The organism is Streptomyces sp. NPDC004031, from assembly GCF_053604375.1.
The window spans coordinates 1-19004 of sequence record NZ_JBSGHL010000069.1 but is presented as its reverse complement, the minus strand read 5'-3'; the positions used below and the strand labels follow the sequence as shown (position 1 = coordinate 19004).

At 73.0% G+C, this 19004-nt stretch carries 19 protein-coding genes and 1 riboswitch; of the genes, 9 read left to right on the top strand and 10 right to left on the bottom strand.

The genetic code is table 11. The features are described 5' to 3' along the window. Positions 1-12 precede the first annotated feature (12 nt). Entirely contained in the window at positions 13-297 is a 285-nt protein-coding gene (locus ACWERV_RS31520) for a DUF4031 domain-containing protein (protein WP_398176697.1), read from the bottom strand. After that, the gene (locus tag ACWERV_RS31515; RefSeq protein ID WP_452939575.1) at positions 294-656 is read right to left on the bottom strand and encodes a hypothetical protein; all 363 of its coding nucleotides are present in this window, start codon (positions 654-656) and stop codon (positions 294-296) included. The genes ACWERV_RS31520 and ACWERV_RS31515 overlap by 4 nt, the downstream gene beginning before the upstream one ends. A gap of 90 nt (positions 657-746) precedes the next feature. Here ACWERV_RS31515 and ACWERV_RS31510 point away from each other — a divergent pair, with 90 nt between their 5' ends. The 3 genes from ACWERV_RS31510 (at position 747) to murQ (ending at position 3563) form a co-directional block, all read left to right on the top strand. After that, positions 747-1373: an exonuclease domain-containing protein gene (locus ACWERV_RS31510; protein ID WP_452939572.1), complete on the top strand. Its 627-nt coding sequence runs from the start codon at positions 747-749 to the stop codon at positions 1371-1373. Between the two features lie 56 nt (positions 1374-1429). Continuing rightward, positions 1430-2398, top strand: coding sequence for a MurR/RpiR family transcriptional regulator (locus tag ACWERV_RS31505; protein ID WP_452939570.1), 969 nt, complete (start codon positions 1430-1432; stop codon positions 2396-2398). Positions 2399-2630: 232 nt separating this feature from the next. Then, on the top strand, positions 2631-3563 hold the full coding sequence (gene murQ, locus ACWERV_RS31500; protein ID WP_452939567.1) for an N-acetylmuramic acid 6-phosphate etherase: 933 nt from the start codon (positions 2631-2633) through the stop codon (positions 3561-3563). An 85-nt stretch (positions 3564-3648) separates the two neighbouring features. Here the strand turns inward: murQ and groL are convergent, their stop codons facing one another. From groL to thrC, 4 genes are all read right to left on the bottom strand, one after another. Then, positions 3649-5271, bottom strand: coding sequence for a chaperonin GroEL (gene groL, locus ACWERV_RS31495; RefSeq protein WP_398176687.1), 1623 nt, complete (start codon positions 5269-5271; stop codon positions 3649-3651). A 316-nt stretch (positions 5272-5587) separates the two neighbouring features. After that, positions 5588-5791 carry a cold-shock protein gene (locus ACWERV_RS31490; RefSeq protein ID WP_003986833.1) on the bottom strand — a complete coding sequence of 68 codons (204 nt, stop codon included), beginning with the start codon at positions 5789-5791 and terminating at the stop codon, positions 5588-5590. A gap of 434 nt (positions 5792-6225) precedes the next feature. After that, a complete protein-coding gene (locus ACWERV_RS31485; protein WP_452939563.1) occupies positions 6226-6501 on the bottom strand; it encodes a ubiquitin-like small modifier protein 1 in 276 nt (91 codons plus the stop codon). Then, positions 6498-7796, bottom strand: coding sequence for a threonine synthase (gene thrC, locus ACWERV_RS31480; RefSeq protein WP_452939560.1), 1299 nt, complete (start codon positions 7794-7796; stop codon positions 6498-6500). The genes ACWERV_RS31485 and thrC overlap by 4 nt, the downstream gene beginning before the upstream one ends. A 17-nt stretch (positions 7797-7813) precedes the next feature. Next, a riboswitch (SAM riboswitch) is annotated at positions 7814-7940 on the bottom strand. A gap of 167 nt (positions 7941-8107) precedes the next feature. Here thrC and ACWERV_RS31475 point away from each other — a divergent pair. Together ACWERV_RS31475 and ACWERV_RS31470 are read left to right on the top strand one after the other, a co-directional pair. Next, complete coding sequence (locus ACWERV_RS31475) at positions 8108-9073, top strand: glucosyl-3-phosphoglycerate synthase (protein WP_452939557.1); 966 nt, start codon at positions 8108-8110, stop codon at positions 9071-9073. Between the two features lie 233 nt (positions 9074-9306). Continuing rightward, positions 9307-10716 carry an alpha,alpha-trehalose-phosphate synthase (UDP-forming) gene (locus ACWERV_RS31470; RefSeq protein ID WP_452939554.1) on the top strand — a complete coding sequence of 470 codons (1410 nt, stop codon included), beginning with the start codon at positions 9307-9309 and terminating at the stop codon, positions 10714-10716. A gap of 213 nt (positions 10717-10929) precedes the next feature. Here the strand turns inward: ACWERV_RS31470 and otsB are convergent, their stop codons facing one another. From otsB to ACWERV_RS31455, 3 genes are read right to left on the bottom strand one after another with little or no spacing between them, the layout of a single operon-like run. Further along, on the bottom strand, positions 10930-11775 hold the full coding sequence (otsB, locus tag ACWERV_RS31465; protein ID WP_452939552.1) for a trehalose-phosphatase: 846 nt from the start codon (positions 11773-11775) through the stop codon (positions 10930-10932). 52 nt (positions 11776-11827) lie between these two features. After that, positions 11828-12073: a DUF3263 domain-containing protein gene (locus ACWERV_RS31460; RefSeq protein ID WP_398176674.1), complete on the bottom strand. Its 246-nt coding sequence runs from the start codon at positions 12071-12073 to the stop codon at positions 11828-11830. Positions 12074-12080: 7 nt separating this feature from the next. Next, positions 12081-13373, bottom strand: coding sequence for an extracellular solute-binding protein (locus tag ACWERV_RS31455; protein WP_452939550.1), 1293 nt, complete (start codon positions 13371-13373; stop codon positions 12081-12083). Positions 13374-13645: 272 nt separating this feature from the next. Here ACWERV_RS31455 and ACWERV_RS31450 point away from each other — a divergent pair, with 272 nt between their 5' ends. From ACWERV_RS31450 to ACWERV_RS31440, 3 genes are all read left to right on the top strand, one after another. Next, positions 13646-14578 carry an ROK family protein gene (locus ACWERV_RS31450; RefSeq protein WP_398176670.1) on the top strand — a complete coding sequence of 311 codons (933 nt, stop codon included), beginning with the start codon at positions 13646-13648 and terminating at the stop codon, positions 14576-14578. Beyond that, entirely contained in the window at positions 14578-15777 is a 1200-nt protein-coding gene (nagA, locus tag ACWERV_RS31445; RefSeq protein WP_452939547.1) for an N-acetylglucosamine-6-phosphate deacetylase, read from the top strand. Before ACWERV_RS31450 ends, nagA begins: the two co-directional genes overlap by 1 nt. A 72-nt stretch (positions 15778-15849) precedes the next feature. After that, on the top strand, positions 15850-16614 hold the full coding sequence (locus ACWERV_RS31440; protein WP_452939544.1) for a PfkB family carbohydrate kinase: 765 nt from the start codon (positions 15850-15852) through the stop codon (positions 16612-16614). On the opposite strand, the gene ACWERV_RS31435 is transcribed toward ACWERV_RS31440, so the two are convergent. Next, positions 16604-17626: a carbohydrate-binding protein gene (locus ACWERV_RS31435; RefSeq protein ID WP_452939542.1), complete on the bottom strand. Its 1023-nt coding sequence runs from the start codon at positions 17624-17626 to the stop codon at positions 16604-16606. The two genes, ACWERV_RS31440 and ACWERV_RS31435, sit on opposite strands and share 11 nt — an antisense overlap. Positions 17627-17819: 193 nt before the next feature. Here ACWERV_RS31435 and ACWERV_RS31430 point away from each other — a divergent pair, with 193 nt between their 5' ends. Then, positions 17820-18791 (top strand): SAM-dependent methyltransferase, encoded by a 972-nt coding sequence (locus ACWERV_RS31430; protein WP_452939640.1) that lies wholly within the window; start codon positions 17820-17822, stop codon positions 18789-18791. Positions 18792-19004: the final 213 nt, after the last annotated feature.

The window sequence follows — 19004 nt, the reverse complement described above, 5'->3', positions numbered from 1 at the left end:
ACGGCGCCGGGCCTACCCGGCGGCGCCCGCGCGGCGCGGGTCGTACTTGCGGCGGCGCAGGCCCGCCTGCGTGAGGCGGCGGACCAGTTCCTTGCTGCCGATCTCCACGGCGCCCAGCGACACCGCGTCCGGGTAGCGCTCGGCGGGGATGTCGTAGTGGTCGCGCTCGAACGCGCGCGGCGGGGCGCCGAGCCGCGCCGCGAAGGCGTGCAGCTCGTCGTACGAGACGTCGCTCACCAGGTGGGACCACATCCGGCCGTGGCCCGGCCAGGTCGGCGGGTCGAGGTACACGGTCACGGGCGCGGCCCCAGCTCGCCGACCGGGGCGACCGTCTCCCGGCGCACCTCGCACACCCAGACCGGGTCGGGGCCCAGTTCCGGTTCGACCGCGAGCGCGTGCGGTTCGTCGCAGTACGGGCACAGCGGCCAGCGGCCGTAAGTCTCCAGCAGCGCGTCCTGCACGTCCTGGGCGACCAGGCCGGGCACGAACGGGGCGCCGTCCGGCCACTTGCCCACCCACCAGCGGCGCTCGGCGACCGCCTCCTCCACGAGGGAGACGATCGCGGGGCCCGTCACGTCACGCGCCCCCAGATCCGCGAGCACGCGGGCGCGGGCCTCGTGCAGTGCCGCTTCCGCCGGGTCGTCCATGAGCCCCATTATCCCTTCCCGGCGACACCCCCGCGGAGCGGCCGTACCGTACGGAAAACGGTTGGCCCCCGTCCCTCGGGGGTTCCTATGCTCACGCGCATGGACACCCCTCACCTCCTCAATGTCGTCGACGTCGAGGCGACGTGCTGGGAGGGGCAGCCGCCCGCGGGGCAGGTGAGCGAGATCATCGAGATCGGGCTCACCGTGGTGGATCTGGCCACCCGCACCCGGCGGGCGAAGCACCGGCTGCTGGTGCGCCCGGCCCGCTCGCGCGTGAGCGCGTTCTGCACGCAGCTGACCGGGCTGACGCAGGACGAGGTGGACGGCGGGACGAGCTTCGCCGAGGCGTGCCGCGCGCTCGCGGCGACGCACCGCGCGGGAGTGCTGCCGTGGGCGAGCTGGGGGGATTACGACCGCAACCAGTTCACGCGGCAGTGCCGTCACACGGGCACGGAGTATCCCTTCGGGAGCGCGCACACCAACGCGAAGGCCGTCTTCACCGCGTCGTACGGGCTGCGGCGCAGGCCCGGGATGGCGCAGGCGCTGGAGGTGGCCGGGCTGCCGCTGGAGGGGCGGCACCACCGGGGGGACGACGACGCGTGGAACATCGCGGCGCTCGTGCTGGACGTGGCCGCGCGCGGGGACTGGCCCGACGGGGACCTGCACGGCGGGGGCCTGCCCGGCGGGAAACAGCCCGGCGACCGGGACCGGTCCGCCGGTCCGTGAGCAATGGCGCTGGCCACGGCTTGACGGCCCGATGGCGTGAAAATACCTTTCATAGAGTGACCCACAGCGTGAAGGAAAATTTCCCGCCGGGTGTCCGCCCGCTGCGCGGCAGCCCGGACGCGCCCGTCATACCCGTCACGCCCCCCGACCCGGGGGCGCTCGCCGCCAAGGTCCGTACGCTCGCGCCCTCCATGACGCGCTCCATGCAGCGCGTCGCGGAAGCCGTCGCGGGTGATCCGGCCGGCTGCGCCCAGCAGACCGTCACCGCCCTCGCGATCCGTACGGGTACCAGCGAGGCCACCGTCGTCCGTACCGCGCGGCTGCTCGGTTACCCGGGCTACCGGGATCTGCGGCTCGCCCTGGCCGCGCTCGCCGCGCAGCAGGCGGCCGGGGTGCCGCCCGTCGTGACGGCGGACATCGCGGTGGACGACCCGCTGCCCGATGTCGTCGCCAAGCTCGCCCTGGAGGAGCAGCAGACCCTCGCGGACACCGCCGCCCAGCTGGACATGGCCCAACTGGAGGCCGCCGTCGCCGCGTTGGCCGGGGCCCGGCGGATCGACGTGTACGGCATGGCCGCCTCCGGGCTGGTCGGGCAGGACCTGGCGCAGAAGCTGCTGCGCATCGGGCTGATCGCGCAGGCGCACACCGATCCGCATCTGGCGGTGACCAACGCCGTCCAACTGCGGCCGGGGGACGCCGCGGTGGCGATCACCCACTCGGGCAGCACGCACGACGTGATCGAGCCGCTGCGGGCGGCCTTCGACCGCGGGGCGACGACGATCGCGCTGACGGGCCGTCCGGACGGGCCGGTCACCCAGTGGGCGGACGCCGTGCTGACCACGTCCAGCTCCCGGGAGAGCGAGCTGCGGCCGGCCGCGATGTCCAGCCGGACCAGTCAACTGCTGGTGGTGGACTGCCTGTTCGTCGGGGTCGCGCAGCGGACGTACGAGACCGCGGCGCCCGCGCTCGCCGCCTCCTACGAGGCCCTCGCCCACCGCCACCGGCCCCGCCCGAGCCGCGGCTGAACGCTGCCGACCGGAGCCGCGGCCGCCGGGCCGCGAACCGCCGGGCCCCGCACGGGACATGCGGGTCCCCGGACGGCACCGCACGCCCCCGACCGCCGCCGACCGCCTCCGGGGGGACCGCCCCGCGGACCTCCCGGGCCATGACCGGTCATGGCCTGAAATAATGCACCACGCCCCTTCTGCGGCCCCACCCGCCGAGCCGACACCTGCGAGAAGGATGAACGAGCCGCATATGCCCCAGTACACCGAGCTGCGCCGCGAACTGGACACGCTGACCACCGAGGCCTTCCGGCCGGAGCTCGCCGAGATCGACCGGATGCCGACGCTGGAGATCGCCCGCACGATGAACGGTGAGGACGCCACCGTTCCGGCCGCCGTCGCCGCCCAACTGCCCGCCATCGCCGCCGCGATCGACGGCATCGCGGCCCGGATGGCGCGCGGCGGCCGGCTCGTCTACGCGGGCGCCGGGACCGCGGGGCGGCTCGGCGTGCTGGACGCCAGCGAGTGCCCGCCGACCTTCAACACCACGCCCGGCGGGGAGGTGGTGGGGCTCATCGCGGGCGGGCCGTCCGCGATGGTCACCTCGGTCGAGGGCGCCGAGGACAGCAGGGAGCTGGCCGCGGCCGATCTGGACGCGCTGGGGCTGACCGCCGCCGACACCGTCGTGGGCGTCTCCGCCTCCGGGCGCACCCCGTACGCGCTGGGCGCGGTCGAGCACGCGCGGGCGCTCGGGGCGCTCACGGTGGGCCTGGCGTGCAACGCGGGCTCGCCGCTCGCGGCGGCCGCCGAGCACGGCATCGAGGTCGTCGTGGGGCCCGAACTGCTCACCGGCTCCACCCGGTTGAAGTCCGGCACCGCGCAGAAGCTGGTCCTCAACATGCTCTCGACGATCACCATGATCAGGCTGGGCAAGACGTACGGGAACCTGATGGTGGACGTGCGCGCGTCCAACGAGAAGCTGCGCGCCCGCTCGCGCCGGATCGTCTCGCTCGCGACCGGCGCGGACGACACGGCGATCGAGGACGCGCTCACCGCGACCGACGGGGAGGTCAAGCCCGCGATCCTGACCCTGCTGGCGCGGGTGGACGCGGCGACGGCGGAGCGGCTGCTGCGCGAGTCCGGCGGTCATCTGCGCGAGGCGCTGGAGTCGGCCCGACCCGCGTAGGGGCGGACACGACGGCGCCCGCCCCCGACGGAACGGGGGGCGGGCGCCGTCGTACGCGTGCAGGACAGGTGATCCCGGGAGGGGATCAGAAGTCCATGTCACCGCCGGGCATGCCGCCCGGAGCGGCCGCGGCGGCCTTCTCCGGCTTGTCGGCGATGACGGCCTCGGTGGTCAGGAACAGCGCGGCGATCGACGCGGCGTTCTGCAGCGCGGAGCGGGTGACCTTGGCCGGGTCGATGATGCCCTCGGCGATCATGTCCACGTACTCGCCGGTCGCGGCGTTGAGGCCGTGACCGATCGGCAGGTTGCGGACCTTCTCGACGATGACGCCGCCCTCGAGACCACCGTTGACGGCGATCTGCTTGAGCGGGGCCTCCAGCGCGAGCTTCACGGCGTTGGCGCCGGTCGCCTCGTCGCCGTCCAGCTCCAGCTTCTCGAAGACCGCGGAGGCCTGCAGCAGGGCCACGCCACCACCGGCGACGATGCCCTCCTCGACGGCGGCCTTGGCGTTGCGCACCGCGTCCTCGATGCGGTGCTTGCGCTCCTTGAGCTCGACCTCGGTCGCGGCACCGGCCTTGATGACCGCGACGCCGCCCGCGAGCTTGGCCAGGCGCTCCTGGAGCTTCTCGCGGTCGTAGTCCGAGTCGCTGTTCTCGATCTCGGCGCGGATCTGGTTGACGCGGCCGGCGACCTGGTCGGCGTCACCGGAGCCGTCCACGATCGTGGTCTCGTCCTTGGTGATGACGACCTTGCGGGCGCGGCCGAGCAGGTCCAGGCCCGCGTTCTCCAGCTTGAGGCCGACCTCCTCGGAGATGACCGTGCCGCCGGTGAGGATCGCGATGTCGCCCAGCATGGCCTTGCGGCGGTCGCCGAAGCCCGGGGCCTTGACGGCGACGGACTTGAAGGTGCCGCGGATCTTGTTGACGACCAGGGTGGACAGGGCCTCGCCCTCGACGTCCTCGGCGATGATCAGCAGCGGCTTGCCCGACTGCATGACCTTCTCCAGCAGCGGGAGCAGGTCCTTGACCGAGGAGACCTTGGAGTTGACGATCAGGATGTAGGGGTCGTCGAGCGACGCCTCCATCCGCTCCAGGTCGGTGGCGAAGTACGCCGAGATGAAGCCCTTGTCGAAGCGCATGCCCTCGGTGAGCTCAAGCTCCAGACCGAAGGTCTGCGACTCCTCGACGGTGATGACGCCTTCCTTGCCGACCTTGTCCATCGCCTCGGCGATGAGCTCGCCGATCTGCGTGTCGGCGGCGGAGATGGAGGCGGTGGAAGCGATCTGCTCCTTGGTCTCCACGTCCTTGGCCTGCTCCAGCAGGGCGGCGGAGACGGCCTCGACGGCACGCTCGATGCCGCGCTTGAGGGCCATCGGGTTGGCGCCGGCGGCGACGTTGCGCAGGCCCTCGCGGACCAGGGCCTGGGCCAGGACGGTCGCGGTCGTCGTGCCGTCACCGGCGACGTCGTCGGTCTTCTTCGCGACTTCCTTGACCAGCTCGGCGCCGATCTTCTCGTACGGGTCCTCCAGCTCGATCTCCTTGGCGATGGACACACCATCGTTGGTGATCGTGGGGGCGCCCCACTTCTTCTCAAGGACGACGTTCCGGCCCTTGGGACCGAGGGTGACCTTAACGGCGTCGGCGAGCTGGTTCATCCCGCGCTCAAGGCCGCGCCGCGCCTCCTCATCGAACGCGATGATCTTAGCCATGTGAAGTGTCCTCCGCGGACTGGGGGTTCCCCCACCGGAGGCGGGGGCGGTGGAACGGACCGCGTGGCGCCCGCGACGGACGGCCTGCCGGCCGCCGGTTCCTTCCCGGCGTCCGGACGGGCCTCACCGACCCGGTCCAAGTGGCACTCTCACGCGCAGAGTGCTAACGCCAATGATTAGCACTCTCCCCTGCCGAGTGCAAGCGCCTGCCACGGACGGGGCGCCCCGCGGGGGGGCGCACAACGGCGAAAGGGCCACCCCGTGCGGGGGTGGCCCTTCGTGGCGTCGCGTCGGTGGCCGAACGCGCCCGCGCCGATCAGCCGGCCACGCGGACCATGTCCGCCTGCGGCCCCTTCTGACCCTGCGAGATCTCGAACTCGACTCGCTGGCCTTCTTCGAGGGTGCGGTAGCCGTCCATCTGTATCGCGCTGTAGTGGACGAAGACATCCGCACCACCGTCGACCGCGATGAAGCCGTAGCCCTTCTCCGCGTTGAACCACTTGACGGTGCCCTGAGCCATTCCTAACTCCCCTATTACTGGCCCTATCGCGGGCCCGCGCTCCGCGGGCCCGGGTCAGACCTCACCCCCCGTGGAGGGTGTGCGCCGGAACGCGTCGACCGCGGCTGAATGTATCTGCACGGATGCCGTCCGCAACAGGTCAATTGGACGAGAATTCTTGGCGCGACGCATCCGAAATAACCGAGGAAGAAACGATAATGTGGGGCAACTCGGGCGGGACACAGCGGACATAGCGCGCTTATCGCGTGTGAATTTGCCGATAAATCGGCGCTACGACTTCGGGCCGCACATGAGGGCGCCCCACCCGGGGCGAAAGCAGTTCCCGGATGGGGCGGGGTCTAAACGTCCAAGCTTCTGCGTATTCTCGTCAGTTCCGTGACACCTAGCGGATCACGCTCTCGCTCACGCTCGGTATCCGTTGCCGGTATCCGGTTTCAGCCGCCGGCGACCGCGGGAATGATCGACACGCTGGCACCGTCCGGCACCGCCGTGGCGAGTCCGTCGGAAAACCGTACATCGTCGTCGTTGACATAGACGTTCACGAAACGCCGGAGCTTTCCGGTGTCGTCGAGAACCCGGGCGGAAATACCCGCATGATTCTTTTCCAGCGACTCGATGACCTCGCCGAGCGTCGCGCCGTCGGCGGGCACCTCGGCCTGGCCCCCGGTGTACGTGCGGAGGATCGTGGGGATGCGGACGGAAGCACTCATGCGAGTCCAGCCTCTCGGAAGGCGGCAAGGGAGGGGGCGATGGTCGCGGTCGGCCCGGTGGTCGGGGAGACGGCGTCCAGGGTCTTCAGACCGTCGCCGGTGTTCAGCACGACGGTCTCGGCGGCCGGGTCGAGCTGCCCGGTCTCGATCAGCTTCTTCAGCACGCCGACGGTCACCCCGCCCGCCGTCTCGGCGAAGATGCCCTCGGTACGGGAGAGCAGCTTGATGGCGTCCACGATCTGCTCGTCGGTGACGTCCTCGATCGCACCGCCGGTACGGCGGGCGATGTCCAGGACGTACGGGCCGTCCGCGGGGTTGCCGATCGCCAGCGACTTGGCGATGGTGTCGGGCTTGACCGGGCGCACCACGTCGTGGCCGGCCTTGAAGGCCGCCGAGACCGGCGAGCAGCCCTCGGCCTGCGCGCCGAAGATCTTGTAGGGCTTGTCCTCGACCAGGCCGAGCGCGATCAGCTCCTTCAGACCCTTGTCGATCTTGGTGAGCTGCGAGCCCGAGGCGATCGGGATGACCAGGTTGTCCGGCAGCCGCCAGCCGAGCTGCTCGGCGATCTCGTACGCCAGCGTCTTGGAGCCCTCGCCGTAGTACGGGCGCAGGTTGACGTTGACGAAGCCCCAGCCCTCGCCGGCCGGGTCGCCGATCAGCTCCGAGCAGAAGCGGTTCACGTCGTCGTACGTGCCCTTGATCGCGACCAGGTCGCCGCCGTAGACCGCGGCCATCACGACCTTGCCCTGCTCCAGGTCGTCCGGGATGAAGACACAGGAGCGGAAACCGGCCCGCGCCGCGGCCGCGCCGACCGCGCCCGCCAGGTTGCCGGTGGAGGAGCACGACAGCGTCGTCAGACCGAAGGTGCGGGCCGCCTCCAGCGCGATGGCGACGACCCGGTCCTTGAACGAGTGCGTCGGGTTGCCGGAGTCGTCCTTGACGTACAGGCCGCCGGTCACGCCCAGCTCACGGGCCAGGTTGTCGGCCTTGACGAGCTTGGTCCAGCCGGGGTTCAGGTTCTGCTTCTCGGTCACGTCCGCGGGGACGGGCAGCAGCGGGGCGTAGCGCCAGATGTTCGCCGGACCGGACTCGATCTGCTTGCGCAGCCGCTCCGGGTCACCGGTCGGCAGCTCGTAGGCCACCTCCAGCGGCCCGAAACACTCCAGGCACGCGAAGACCGGGGTCAGCGGGTAGCGGGTGCCGCACTCGCGGCAGGAGAGCGCGACGGCGGGGCCGAAAGCGGCGTCCTGCGAGGCGTCCTGGGGGGTGGTGGTGGCGGTGTTCTGCACAGCCATGGTGGCGAGGCCCTTTCTCCTCATCTTCCCCACGGCGTAGGTCGCCGCGAGCCGGAATTGGCACCGTCCCCACCTGACCTCGCGGTCGGCGGGAGGGTTGCCGGGGCTTCAACGGGCCGTTCCCTCTGCCCCTCTGGATGAGCGGTATGGCACCGGACGGCTGAGCCGGTCCGGGCGTTTGTCCCGCCGTTCGACCCCGGCATGCGGGGCGTACGGACGTTGTTCAAGACTGTAACCGACACCGGACACCGGTGAGATAGCCGTCCGTACCGCGAGATGCGTCACACACGGGACACACGGGAGCGCTGAACGTGCTGGAAGAGGTCGAGCGCTGGCTCGCCACACGGTCCTGGTCGGCCGCCGAGCGGCCGCTGGAGACGCTGCTCGCCGCCAAGCGGGCGGCGGGCCCGGCCGGGACCGTCAGCGTCGTGCTGCCCGCGCGCGACGAGGAGGCCACGGTCGGCGCGATCGTCGCCGCCATCCGCCGCGACCTCATGACGCCGGACGCCCCGCTCGTGGACGAGCTGATCGTCGTCGACTCCGGCTCCCGCGACCGTACGGCCCAGGTCGCACGGGCCGCCGGGGCCACCGTCGTCGCGCGCGACGACATCCTGCCCCGGCTGCCCGCACTGCCCGGCAAGGGCGAGGTGCTGTGGCGCTCCCTGCTCGTGACCAGCGGCGAGATCGTCTGCTTCGTCGACGCGGACCTGCGGGAGTTCGACTCCCGCTTCGTCAGCGGCATCGTCGGCCCGCTCCTCACCGAGCCCGGCGTCCAGCTCGTCAAGGCGATGTACGACCGCCCGCTGGAGACCGGCGGCACGGTCGTCCCCGCGGGCGGCGGCCGCGTCACCGAACTCGTCGCCCGCCCCCTGCTCAACCTGCACTGGCCGCGCCTGGCGGGCTTCGTCCAGCCCCTCGGCGGCGAGTACGCGGCAAGGCGCTCGCTGCTCGAACAGCTCCCCTTCCCGGTCGGCTACGGGGTCGAGCTGGGCATGCTCGTCGACGCGCTCGCCCTGGTCGGGCTGGACGCGCTCGGCCAGGTGGACGTGGGCGTCCGGCACCACCGCCACCAGGACGGGGCGGCGCTGGGCCGCATGGCCGCGGCGATCTACCGCACGGCGCACCTGCGGCTGGCGCGCGGCCATCTCGTGCGGCCGCGCCTCACCCAGTACGACCGCGCCGCCTCGGGCTTCGTCCCCTCGACCCACCCGGTCGACACGGAGGAGCGCCCTCCGATGGTCGCCGTCCCCGAGTACCTCCGCCACCGCGCCGCGTAACCCTGCGCGAGGGGCACGCCAGGGGCGCGGGGAACTGCGCGGCCCGCCCCCACCGGCCGGTGGTCCGGATCGGACCGAAGAGACCCCTTGGGTCGGTGACGACCCGCGCCCCGGTGGGGGCTGGGGGCACCTCCCAGGCGAAGCTCTGGGGGAGCGCAGTTCCCCGCGCCCCTGACGGGGCGCATCCCGGCGCGTATGTTTGGCGCCCAAGGCGAGTGGCAAGGTACGCAGACGTGGATGGACTCGCACGTGTGCTCGTCGCGTCGAACCGCGGCCCGATCTCGTACACCCTCGCCGGAGGCGAACTGCAGAGCCGGCGAGGCGGCGGCGGGGTCGTCTCCGGACTGAGCGCGATCGAGTCGGACGGCGACTCCCTGTGGGTGTGCGCCGCGCTGGGTGACGGCGACCGGGAGGCGGTCCGGCGCGGGGTCGGCGAGCCGGGCTCGCGGATGCTCGCGATCGACCCGGACGTCTTCCATGCCGCGTACAACGACATCGCGAACTCCGTGCTGTGGTTCGTGCACCACATGCTCTACCAGACACCGCTGGAGCCCGTCTTCGACGAGGAGTTCCGCGGGCGGTGGGCGTCCTACGAGGCGTACAACGCGGCGTTCGCGGACGCGCTGGCGCAGGCGGCCGCGCCCGGGGCCTCGGTGCTGGTGCAGGACTACCACCTGGTGCTGGTCCCGGCGATGCTCCGGGAGCGGCGTCCAGACCTGCGGATCGGGCACTTCTCGCACACCCCGTGGGCGCCGCCGGACTACTTCCGGCTGCTGCCGGACGACATCGCGGCCGAGGTGCTGCGGGGGATGCTCGGCGCGGAGCGGGCGGCCTTCCTCACCCGGCGGTGGGCGGACGCGTTCGCGGCGTGCTGCGTGGACGTGCTGGGCGCGGAGGTGTCGGCGGACGGGCACGCGGTGACGTACCGCGGGCGGACGACGCGGCTGGGCGTGCACGGCCTGGGCGCGGACGCGGACTTCCTGCGCGAGCGCGCGGGGCGGGACGACGTCGTGGAGCGGATGGCGACGCTGCGGGCCGAGACGGGTCCGGGGCGCAAGCTCGTGGTGCGGGTGGACCGCACGGAGCTGTCCAAGAACATCGTGCGCGGCCTGCTGGCGTACCGCAGGCTGCTCCAGGAGCGGCCCGGCTGGCGCAGCCGGGTGGTGCATGTGGCCTTCGCGTATCCCTCGCGGCAGGATCTGGCGGTCTACCGCGACTACACCGCGGAGGTCTCGCGGGTGGCGGCGGAGATCAACGAGGAGTTCGGGACGGCCGACTGGCAGCCGGTGCTGCTGAAGGTCGACGACGACTTCGCGCGCTCGCTCGCGGCGTACCGGCTGGCGGACGTGGCGCTGGTCAACCCCATCAGGGACGGGATGAACCTGGTGGCCAAGGAGATGCCGGTGGTCTCCGACAACGGGGTCGCGCTGATCCTCTCCCGCGAGGCGGGCGCCTACGCGGAGCTGGGCGACGACGCGATCGTGGTCAACCCGTACGACGTGAGCGCGACCGCGGAGGCGCTGAACGACGCGCTGACGCTGCCGGACGCGGAGCGCGCGGACCGGACGAAGCGGCTCGCCGCCGCGGCGACGGCGCTGCCGCCGACCCGGTGGTTCCTCGACCAGCTCGCGGCGCTGGAGTAGCCGCCGCGAGCGGGCCGGTGCGGCTTAGGGCCTGTCGTTTGGATCTCCGTGGAGGAAGGAGCGGGGTCCGGTGCGTGCAGCTGCAAGGCGGAGGAGGGAGGCAACGCGGAGCGTTGTCGACCGACGACAACGCTGGGGGCACCTCCCGCCGAAGGCAGGGGGAAGATGTGCGTGCCGGGGCACGCGACGCCGCGGAGATCCAGACGACAGGCCCTAGGCGGTGACGGCGTCGGCGAGGGAGTCCAGCAGGGCGACGATGCCCTCCGGGCCGGGGACGACGAGGTCGGCCTGGCTCGTCAGCTCCTGCGGGGCCTCGGTGCCGCCGGCGGCGGCGACCAGCAGACCGGGCAGGCCCTGCTTGCGCAGCTCGCGCACGGCGGCGTAGGCGGCGAGATCGCCGAGGTCGTCGCCGCCGTAGAGGACGCTGCCGGCGTCCACCTCCCGCAGGTACGCGGCGAGCGCGACGCCCTTGTCCATGCCCGGCGGGCGCAGCTCCAGGACGTACCGGCCGGGCTCCACGACCAGGTCGTGCGTGGCGGCCAGCTCGGTGAGGGGGCCGCGCAGCGCCTCGAAGGCGGCGTCCGGGTTCTCCGCGCGGCGGGTGTGGACGGCGACCGCGCGGCCGCCCTTGTCCTCGATCCAGGTGCCCTGCCAGGCGCCGTTGCGGTCCAGGAAGCCGGGCAGCTCCGCGCGGACGGCGGTCACCCCGGGGTGGGCACCCGGGCTGTGCACGGCGGAGCTGTGCGCGTCCCAGCGCTCGGCCCCGTAGTGGCCGAGCACCACCAGGTGCTCCAGGGCGGGGACGCCCGCGAAGCCGCCGTACCGTACGGCGACGCCGGCGGGGCGGCCCGTCACGACGGCGACGGCGGCGACGTGCGGGGCGAGCCGGGCCAGTGCCGGGACGGCTCCCGGGTGCGCTCTGGCCTGCTCGGGGTCGGGGACGATGGGGGCGAGGGTGCCGTCGAAGTCCAGGGCGACGACCGCGCGGTGCGGTTCTGCGAGGAGGGCGGCGAGGGCTTCTCGGCCCTCGCCCGTTCCGGGCGTCGGGATCTCGGCCATGCGCCTAACCTACCCGCGGGGTGCGGCCCCCCGCGCGGCCCCCGGGAAACGCTCAGCGGCGGGCGCGGCGCTCGGCTCGCGCGTCGCGCAGGCGGCGGACCGTCGCCGGGGCGTACGCGGCGGCGCGGGGGTCGTCGAGGAGGGCGTTGAGGCGCTGGAGGTAGAGCGTCGGGGACAGGCCGAGGCGTTCGCGGACGGCGCGGTCGCGGGCGCCGGGGCCGGGCCAGGAGCGGGACGCGAGGTCCAGCACCGCCCGGTCCCGTTCGGGCAGCTCGCCCGCTTCCGCGTGGTCGCTCATACGCGGGCTACTGCCCGCTCTGCGAGGACGCGAACCGCTGGAGTGCGCCGAGCACCTGCCAGGGGTCCGCCTCGACCGCCTGGCCGATGCTCTTCTTGATCTCGTCGGAGACCGCGCCCCAGGACGTCTTGTTCATGGGGTAGAAGACGGCCGTCGGCAGCACGTCGATGAACTGCTTCATGTCCGCCTCCTTCGGGTCGTCGGCCATCTCCTGGGAGACGGAGCTGGTGACGGGCAGGAAGCCGTACTCGTCGAGGAACTTGCGCGAGTTCGCGGGCTGGTAGACGTACTGGAGGAAGGCCGCGTCGGCCTTGAGGTGGTCGTCGCCCTTCTTCTTGAAGGCCATCATCCAGTCGGCGACGCCGAGCGTGTCGCGGGCGGGGGCGTCGAGGCCGGGCAGGGCGGCGAGGCCGACGTCGATGTGCGCGGCCTTGGCCTGGGCGAGCAGCGTGGGGTGGCCGTTGAGCATGCCGACGTCGCCGGCGAGGAAGCCGGCGAAGACGTCGCGGCGGTTGGTCTTGCCGGGGGTGCCGGGGCCGGTCAGGCCCTTGCCGACGAGGTTCTGCTTGAGCCAGCGGAAGGCGGTGACGTTGCCGGAGTAGTCGAGGTTGTAGGAGCCGGCGCTGCTGGTGTAGCCGCCGGAGTCGCCGAGCATCCACATGAGCGCCTCGGCCTGCGCCTCCTCGGTGCCGAGCGGCAGCCCGTAGGGCACCTTGACGCCCTTGGCCTTGAGCTTCTTGGCGTCCTTGGCGACCTCGTCCCAGGTCTTGGGCGCCTGCTTGATGCCGGCCTGCTTGAAGAGGGTCTTGTTGTAGAAGAACAGCCGCGAGCTGGACACCCAGGGCAGCCCGTACTGCACCCGGTTGACGGAGCCGATGGTGGCCAGCGAGGGGATGAAGTCGGCCTGCTGGCTGATGGTGAAGAGGCTGTCGGCGCTGTAGAGCTGGCCCTTGGCGGCGTAACCGGCGTAGGAGCCGATCTGCGCGATGTCGGGGGCGTTGCCGGCCTTGACCATCGAGTCGACCTTGTCGTCGACGTGGTCCCAGTCGATGACCTGGACGTCGACCTTGATGTGCGGGTGGTCCTTCTGGAAGCCGTCGACGACGGTCTTCCAGTAACCGGTGGAGCTGTTGCCCGTCTTGGGGTCCCCGTAGTCGGCGGCGACCATGTGCAGCGTGACGTCCTTGCTGAGCGGGGACTGCCCGCCGCACCCGCCGACCGCCGTCACGGTCAGGGCCGTGCTCAGGCCGAGCGCCCCCGTGCCGAGGAGCCGCCGCACTCTTCGCCGCTGGACGCGCATGCCGGTTTACCGCCTTCGAGGATGGATTTGTCTGCGGAAGCGCAGAGTCTTCCCCATAGGTTCACCCAAGGTCTACACCACTTACGAAACTGTTTCGCAATCGGGGCCGTCCAGCGATCTGACCACCCCTCCGACCTGCGCGTACGCCGATCCGCACAGGCCAGGAGGTCTATGCCACAACAGCCCCGGCGGACAACGCCCCGGCAGCGCCGCGGATCTTCCTCGACGAGTGGACTAGACCTTTTTGGGGGTTACCCGGGAGACTGTCCTCCGTGAGACATGTCATCGCCCTTGATGTCGGCGGCACCGGGATGAAAGCCGCCCTGGTCGCAGCGGACGGAACACTGCTGCACGAGGACCGCAGGCCGACCGGCCGAAAGCGCGGACCGGACGCGGTCGTGGCGGCGATCCTGGACTTCGCCGCGGACCTGCGCGACCACGGTGTACGCGAGTTCGGCGAGCCCGCCGCCGCCGCGGGTGTCGCCGTCCCCGGCATCGTCGACGACGTGCGCGGCATCGCCGCCTACGCCGCGAACCTCGGCTGGCGCGACGTCCCGCTGCGCGACCTGCTCTCCGCCCGCCTCGACGGCGTCCCCGTCGCGCTCGGCCACGACGTCCGCAGCGGCGGACTCGCCGAGGGCCGGATCGGCGCCGGGCAGGGCACCGACCGCTTCCTCTTCCTCGCGCTCGGCACCGGCATCGCGGGCGCCATCGGCATCGACGGCCGCATCGAGGCGGGCGCCCACGGCTACGCGGGCGAGATCGGCCATGTCGTCGTCCGGCCCGACGGCCCCGAGTGCGGCTGCGGCCAGCGCGGCTGCCTGGAGACCCTCGCCTCGGCCGGTGCCGTCTCCCGCGCCTGGGCCGCGGCCGGCGGCGGACCCGACGCGAACGCGGCCGACTGCGCCCGCGCCGTCGAGGCCGGCGACCCGCGTGCGATCGAGGTGTGGCGGGACGCGGTGGACGCGCTCGCCGCGGGCCTCGTCACCGGCTTCACCCTGCTCGACCCGCGGATGCTCATCATCGGCGGCGGCCTCGCCGAAGCCGGGGACACCCTCTTCGGCCCGCTGCGCAGCGCCGTGGAGTCCCGCATCACCTTCCAGAAACTCCCCCTCATCGTCCCCGCCGCGCTGGGGGACACCGCCGGATGCCTGGGCGCGGGCCTGCTCGCCTGGGATCTACTCTCCGTGGAGGTAACCGCCTGATGGCTCCCGTAACGACAACGCAGCGCTCGGTGCTGGCGGGTGCCCGTGTGGTCCTGCCCTCGGGTGTGGTGGACGGCGGCCGGATCACGATCGAGGGCACGCGGATCGCCTCCGCGGGCCCGGCGGACACGGCCTCCGGGAACGGTTCCGGTCCGGCGCCCGGCTCCGCCGCCGAGGTCGTCCTCGACCTGCCCGCGGACCACCTCGTCGTCCCCGGCTTCGTCGACATCCACAACCACGGCGGCGGCGGCGCGTCCTTCACCTCCGGCACCGCCGAGGAAGTCCTCACCGGGGTCCGCACGCACCGCGAGCACGGCACGACCACGCTCGTCGTGTCCACGGTGACCGAGTCCATGGACTTCCTGGTGCGGCGCTCCGGGATGCTCTCCGAACTCGTCGAGCAGGGCGACATCGCCGGCATCCACTACGAGGGCCCCTTCATCAACCCCTGCCGCAAGGGCGCGCACGACGAGACGCTGCTGCGCGACCCCGACCCCGCCGACGTCCGCAAGCTCGTGGACGCCGCCCGCGGCACCGCCAAGATGTTCACGCTCGCATCCGAGCTCCCCGGCGGCATCGACTCCGTGCGGCTGCTCGCCGACCTCGGCGTCATCGCCGCGATCGGCCACACCGACGCCACCTACGAGCAGACCGTCGAGGCCATCGACGCGGGCGCCACCGTCGCGACCCACCTGTTCAACGCGATGCCGCCGCTCGCCCACCGCTCCCCCGGCCCCATCGCGGCCCTGCTGGAGGACGAGCGCGTCACCGTCGAACTCATCAACGACGGCACCCACCTGCACCCCGCCGTCCTCGAACTCGCCTTCGGCACCGCCGGGGCCGGCCGCGTCGCCTTCATCACCGACGCGATGGACGCCGCCGGCTTCGGCGACGGGACGTACGACCTCGGTCCGCTCAAGGTCGAGGTCCGCGAGGGCGTCGCACGGCTCGCCGAGAACGGCACGATCGCCGGATCGACGCTCACGCTCGACACCGCGTTCAAGCGGGCCGTCACGCTCGACGGGCTCTCCGTCACCGACGCGGTGGCGGCGATCTCCACGAACCCGGCCCGCCTGATCGGCCTCGCGGACCGCGTGGGGACGCTGGAGGCGGGCAAGGACGCGGATCTCGTCGTCCTCGACGCGGAGTACGCCGTGGTGGGCGTGATGCGGCAGGGCGAGTGGATCGTCCGCCCCTGACCCCCTGACCTCGCCCGTTTTTCCCCGGGCCGCCCGACGGGCGGGCGTCGCCCCCTGGGCGGGGAGGCGGGAGTGCGGGATCATCGACGGGTGATCGTCGTCACGATGGAACCCGTACCGCCCGCGTCCTCCCCCGCCCCGCCCGGCCAGGGCAAGGGCCTGCGCGTGGCCGGTGTGCTGCGCGCGCTCGGGCACGAGGTCACCGTCACCGGGGTCGGCGGCGGTACGACGGAACCGGCGGCGGAACCCGTACGGGACTGGGCGGGCCTGCTCGCCGGATACCGGGGGCTGCTGGACCGCGGGGCGGAGGGAGTCGCGCTGTGCGGCGGCCTGCCCCCGGGCGTACCGGTCGGCGGGTACGCGGAGCTGATACGCGAGGCCCGCGCGGCAGGCGTCTACGTGGCCCTGGACGCGGACGGGCCCGCGCTGCGCCGCGGCCTGGGCGCCCGGCCCGACCTCGTCGTCCAGGACGCCGCCGGGCTCGCGGGCCTGACCGGCTTCGCCGAACCCGCGCGGGCCGCGCGGGACACCTACCGCCGCGGGGCCCGTGCGGTGGCCGCGACGCTGGACCCGGACGGCACCGGGATGCTGGCCCTCGCCGAGGAGGGCGGCTGGCGCGCCGCACCGCCCCGGACCACCCGCCGCCTGGACCGGACCGCCGCGGACCGCGCGCTCGCCGGGCTGCTGTCGGGCGCGGTGGCGGGCCTGCCCTGGCCGGAGCGGCTGGCCCGCGCGGTGGCGCTGGCGCAGTCGCCCGCCCCGGCCGGGGGCTACGACCCGGGCACGTACGAGGCGGTGCTCCCCCGCGTCGTGGTCGAGCCGCTCGCTACTTCTTGACCTGGCCCTGCTTGAGCCACAGCTGGTCGAGGTTGACGCCGCCGGTGTCGGTGGGCTGGTAGGAGAGCTGGAGCGTGTTCTCGCCCGCCTTGAGCGTGACCCAGGCGTAGGTCGTGTTGTTCCACGCCTTGTCCCACGACGTGTAGTTCCCGTAGTTGCGGAGCTTGACGGGCGTGGTGCGCATCTTGCCGTCGACCGTGAGGGACAGCGTCGCGTCCGGGCCCGCGTTGCCGTAGTTGATGAAGAAGGTGTACGAGCCGTCCGTCGGGACGGTCACCTTCCACGTCACGCTGGCACCGGCCTGGTTCATGTGGTCGACGTACGTGCCGTTCGCGGCGCTCGCGCCCGTCCACTGGTTGCTCACCGCGGCGGGGCTGCCCAGCACGAGGGTCGCCGCGTCGACCTTGTCCGACGCGAACTGCGTCGGGGTGTCGGACGGCGTCGGCTCGGTCGTGGGCGCGCTCGTCGCAGTGGCCGCCGGGGTGTTGTCCTTGGCCTCGGGCTTCTTGTCGCCCGAGCCCCTGGTCATGGCGACGGCGATGACGATCGCGACGACGACCACGACCGCGCCGGCCGCGATGAGCAGGCCCCGGCGGTTGCCGTCGCCCCCGTCACCGCCGCCCCCGCGGTGGCCGCCGTCGTCCGGGCCGCCCGGCGCGTACTGCGGCTGCTGCCGCGTGTACTGCGGCGGACCGCCCTGCTGCGGACCGCGCGGCCCCTGGCCCTGACCCTGGCCGTACGGCTGCTGCGGCGGATAGCCGTAGCCACCCTGCTGCTGGCCGCCCTGCTGCGGGGGCGGATAGCCGTAACCGCCCTGCTGCTGGCCGCTCTGCTGCTGGGGGTAGCCGTAGCCGCCCTGCTGCTGCTGGGGCTGCGGGCGCCGCTCGCCGACCCGCTGCACCTGGTTGTACGAGGCACGGGGGGCGGCCGGCTGCTCGCTGCCGTCCTCGGCCCGGTAGAGATACCCGAACGGGTCGTCGTTCTCCGGCGTGCCGTCTTGTCCGGCCGTCATCCCTGTCCACTCCCTCGTACTGCCTTACCGCACATCCGCCGCCACCTGCGCGCTGGCGCCCGCGGCGCTGTGGTATGCCGGAACCCTACCGGCCCGGGGCGGCTCCGTGCCCAGCCCTAGGACGCACCACCAGGCCAGGAAGGTTCCCGCTGTGACCAGCCCCACCCCGCGGTGGCTTCCCTGGCGGCAGGCGATGGCCCAGGCCCTGTACGGCCCGGACGGCTTCTTCGTCCGCGAACGCCCCGCCGCGCACTTCCGCACGTCCGTGCACGTCTCCCCGCTCTACGCGCGGGCCGTCGCCGAACTCCTCCGCCGGGTCGACACGGCACTCGGCCACCCCGCCGAGCTGACCTTCACCGACATGGCGGCGGGCGGCGGCGAGCTGTGCGAAGGCGTCCTCGGGGCCCTGCCGCCCGAGATCGCCGGGCGCGTCCGGGCGTACGCGGTCGAGCTGGCCCCGCCCCCCGCCGGGCTCGACCCCCGCATCACCTGGACCACCCGGCCGCCGCGCGGCGGACGCGGGCTGCTCTTCGCGAACGAATGGCTCGACAACGTGCCGCTCGACGTCGTGGAGGCGGACGAGGCGGGGGCCGTCCGGTACGTGGAGGTCCGCGTACCCGACGGGGCCGAGCGGCTGGGCGCCGAGGTGACCGGCGCCGACGCGGAGTGGCTGCGCCGCTGGTGGCCGCTTGCGGCGCCGCACACCCGCGCCGAGGTCGGGCTCGCGCGGGACCTGGCGTGGGCGGAGGCGGCGCGCAGCCTTTCCGCCGGGCTCGCGGTCGCGGTGGACTACGCCCACACGCGCGACGACCGCCCGCCGTACGGGACCCTCACCGGCTACCGCGCCGGGCGGCAGGTCCCGCCCCTCCCCGACGCCACGTGCGACCTCACGGCGCATGTCGCCGCGGACTCCCTGCCGGGTGCGGTGCACGTCCCCCAGCGGGTGGCTCTCGCCGCCCTCGGCGTGTCGGGGGCCCGCCCCCCGCTCTCCCTCGCCTCGACGGACCCCGCCGCGTACGTCCGCGGCCTCGCCGCCGCGGGCGAGGCGGCGTCCCTCACCTCCACGGAGGGGCTCGGGGCGTTCACGTGGTCCCTGACCCCGCGCTCCCCGGACTGCGCCGCGCTGGCCACGGCGGTGGGCGCGACGGGCTACGCCCTGGGGTGAGCTTGCGCGAACTTCCCCCGGTGGGGGTCGAGCGCGCGGTTCGGCGCGGGGCCTTTGCGCCTCGGGGTGCCTTGTTGCGGTTCGCCGCGCGACCTTCTGCCGGTGGGGGGTTGCTCGCGCAGTTCCTCGCGCCCCTGGGTGGTACCCGGCGGGGCATCGCGCGCTCCGTGCGGGTGGGGTCGGGGGCCGCCACGGGGCACCTCCTCGGAATGC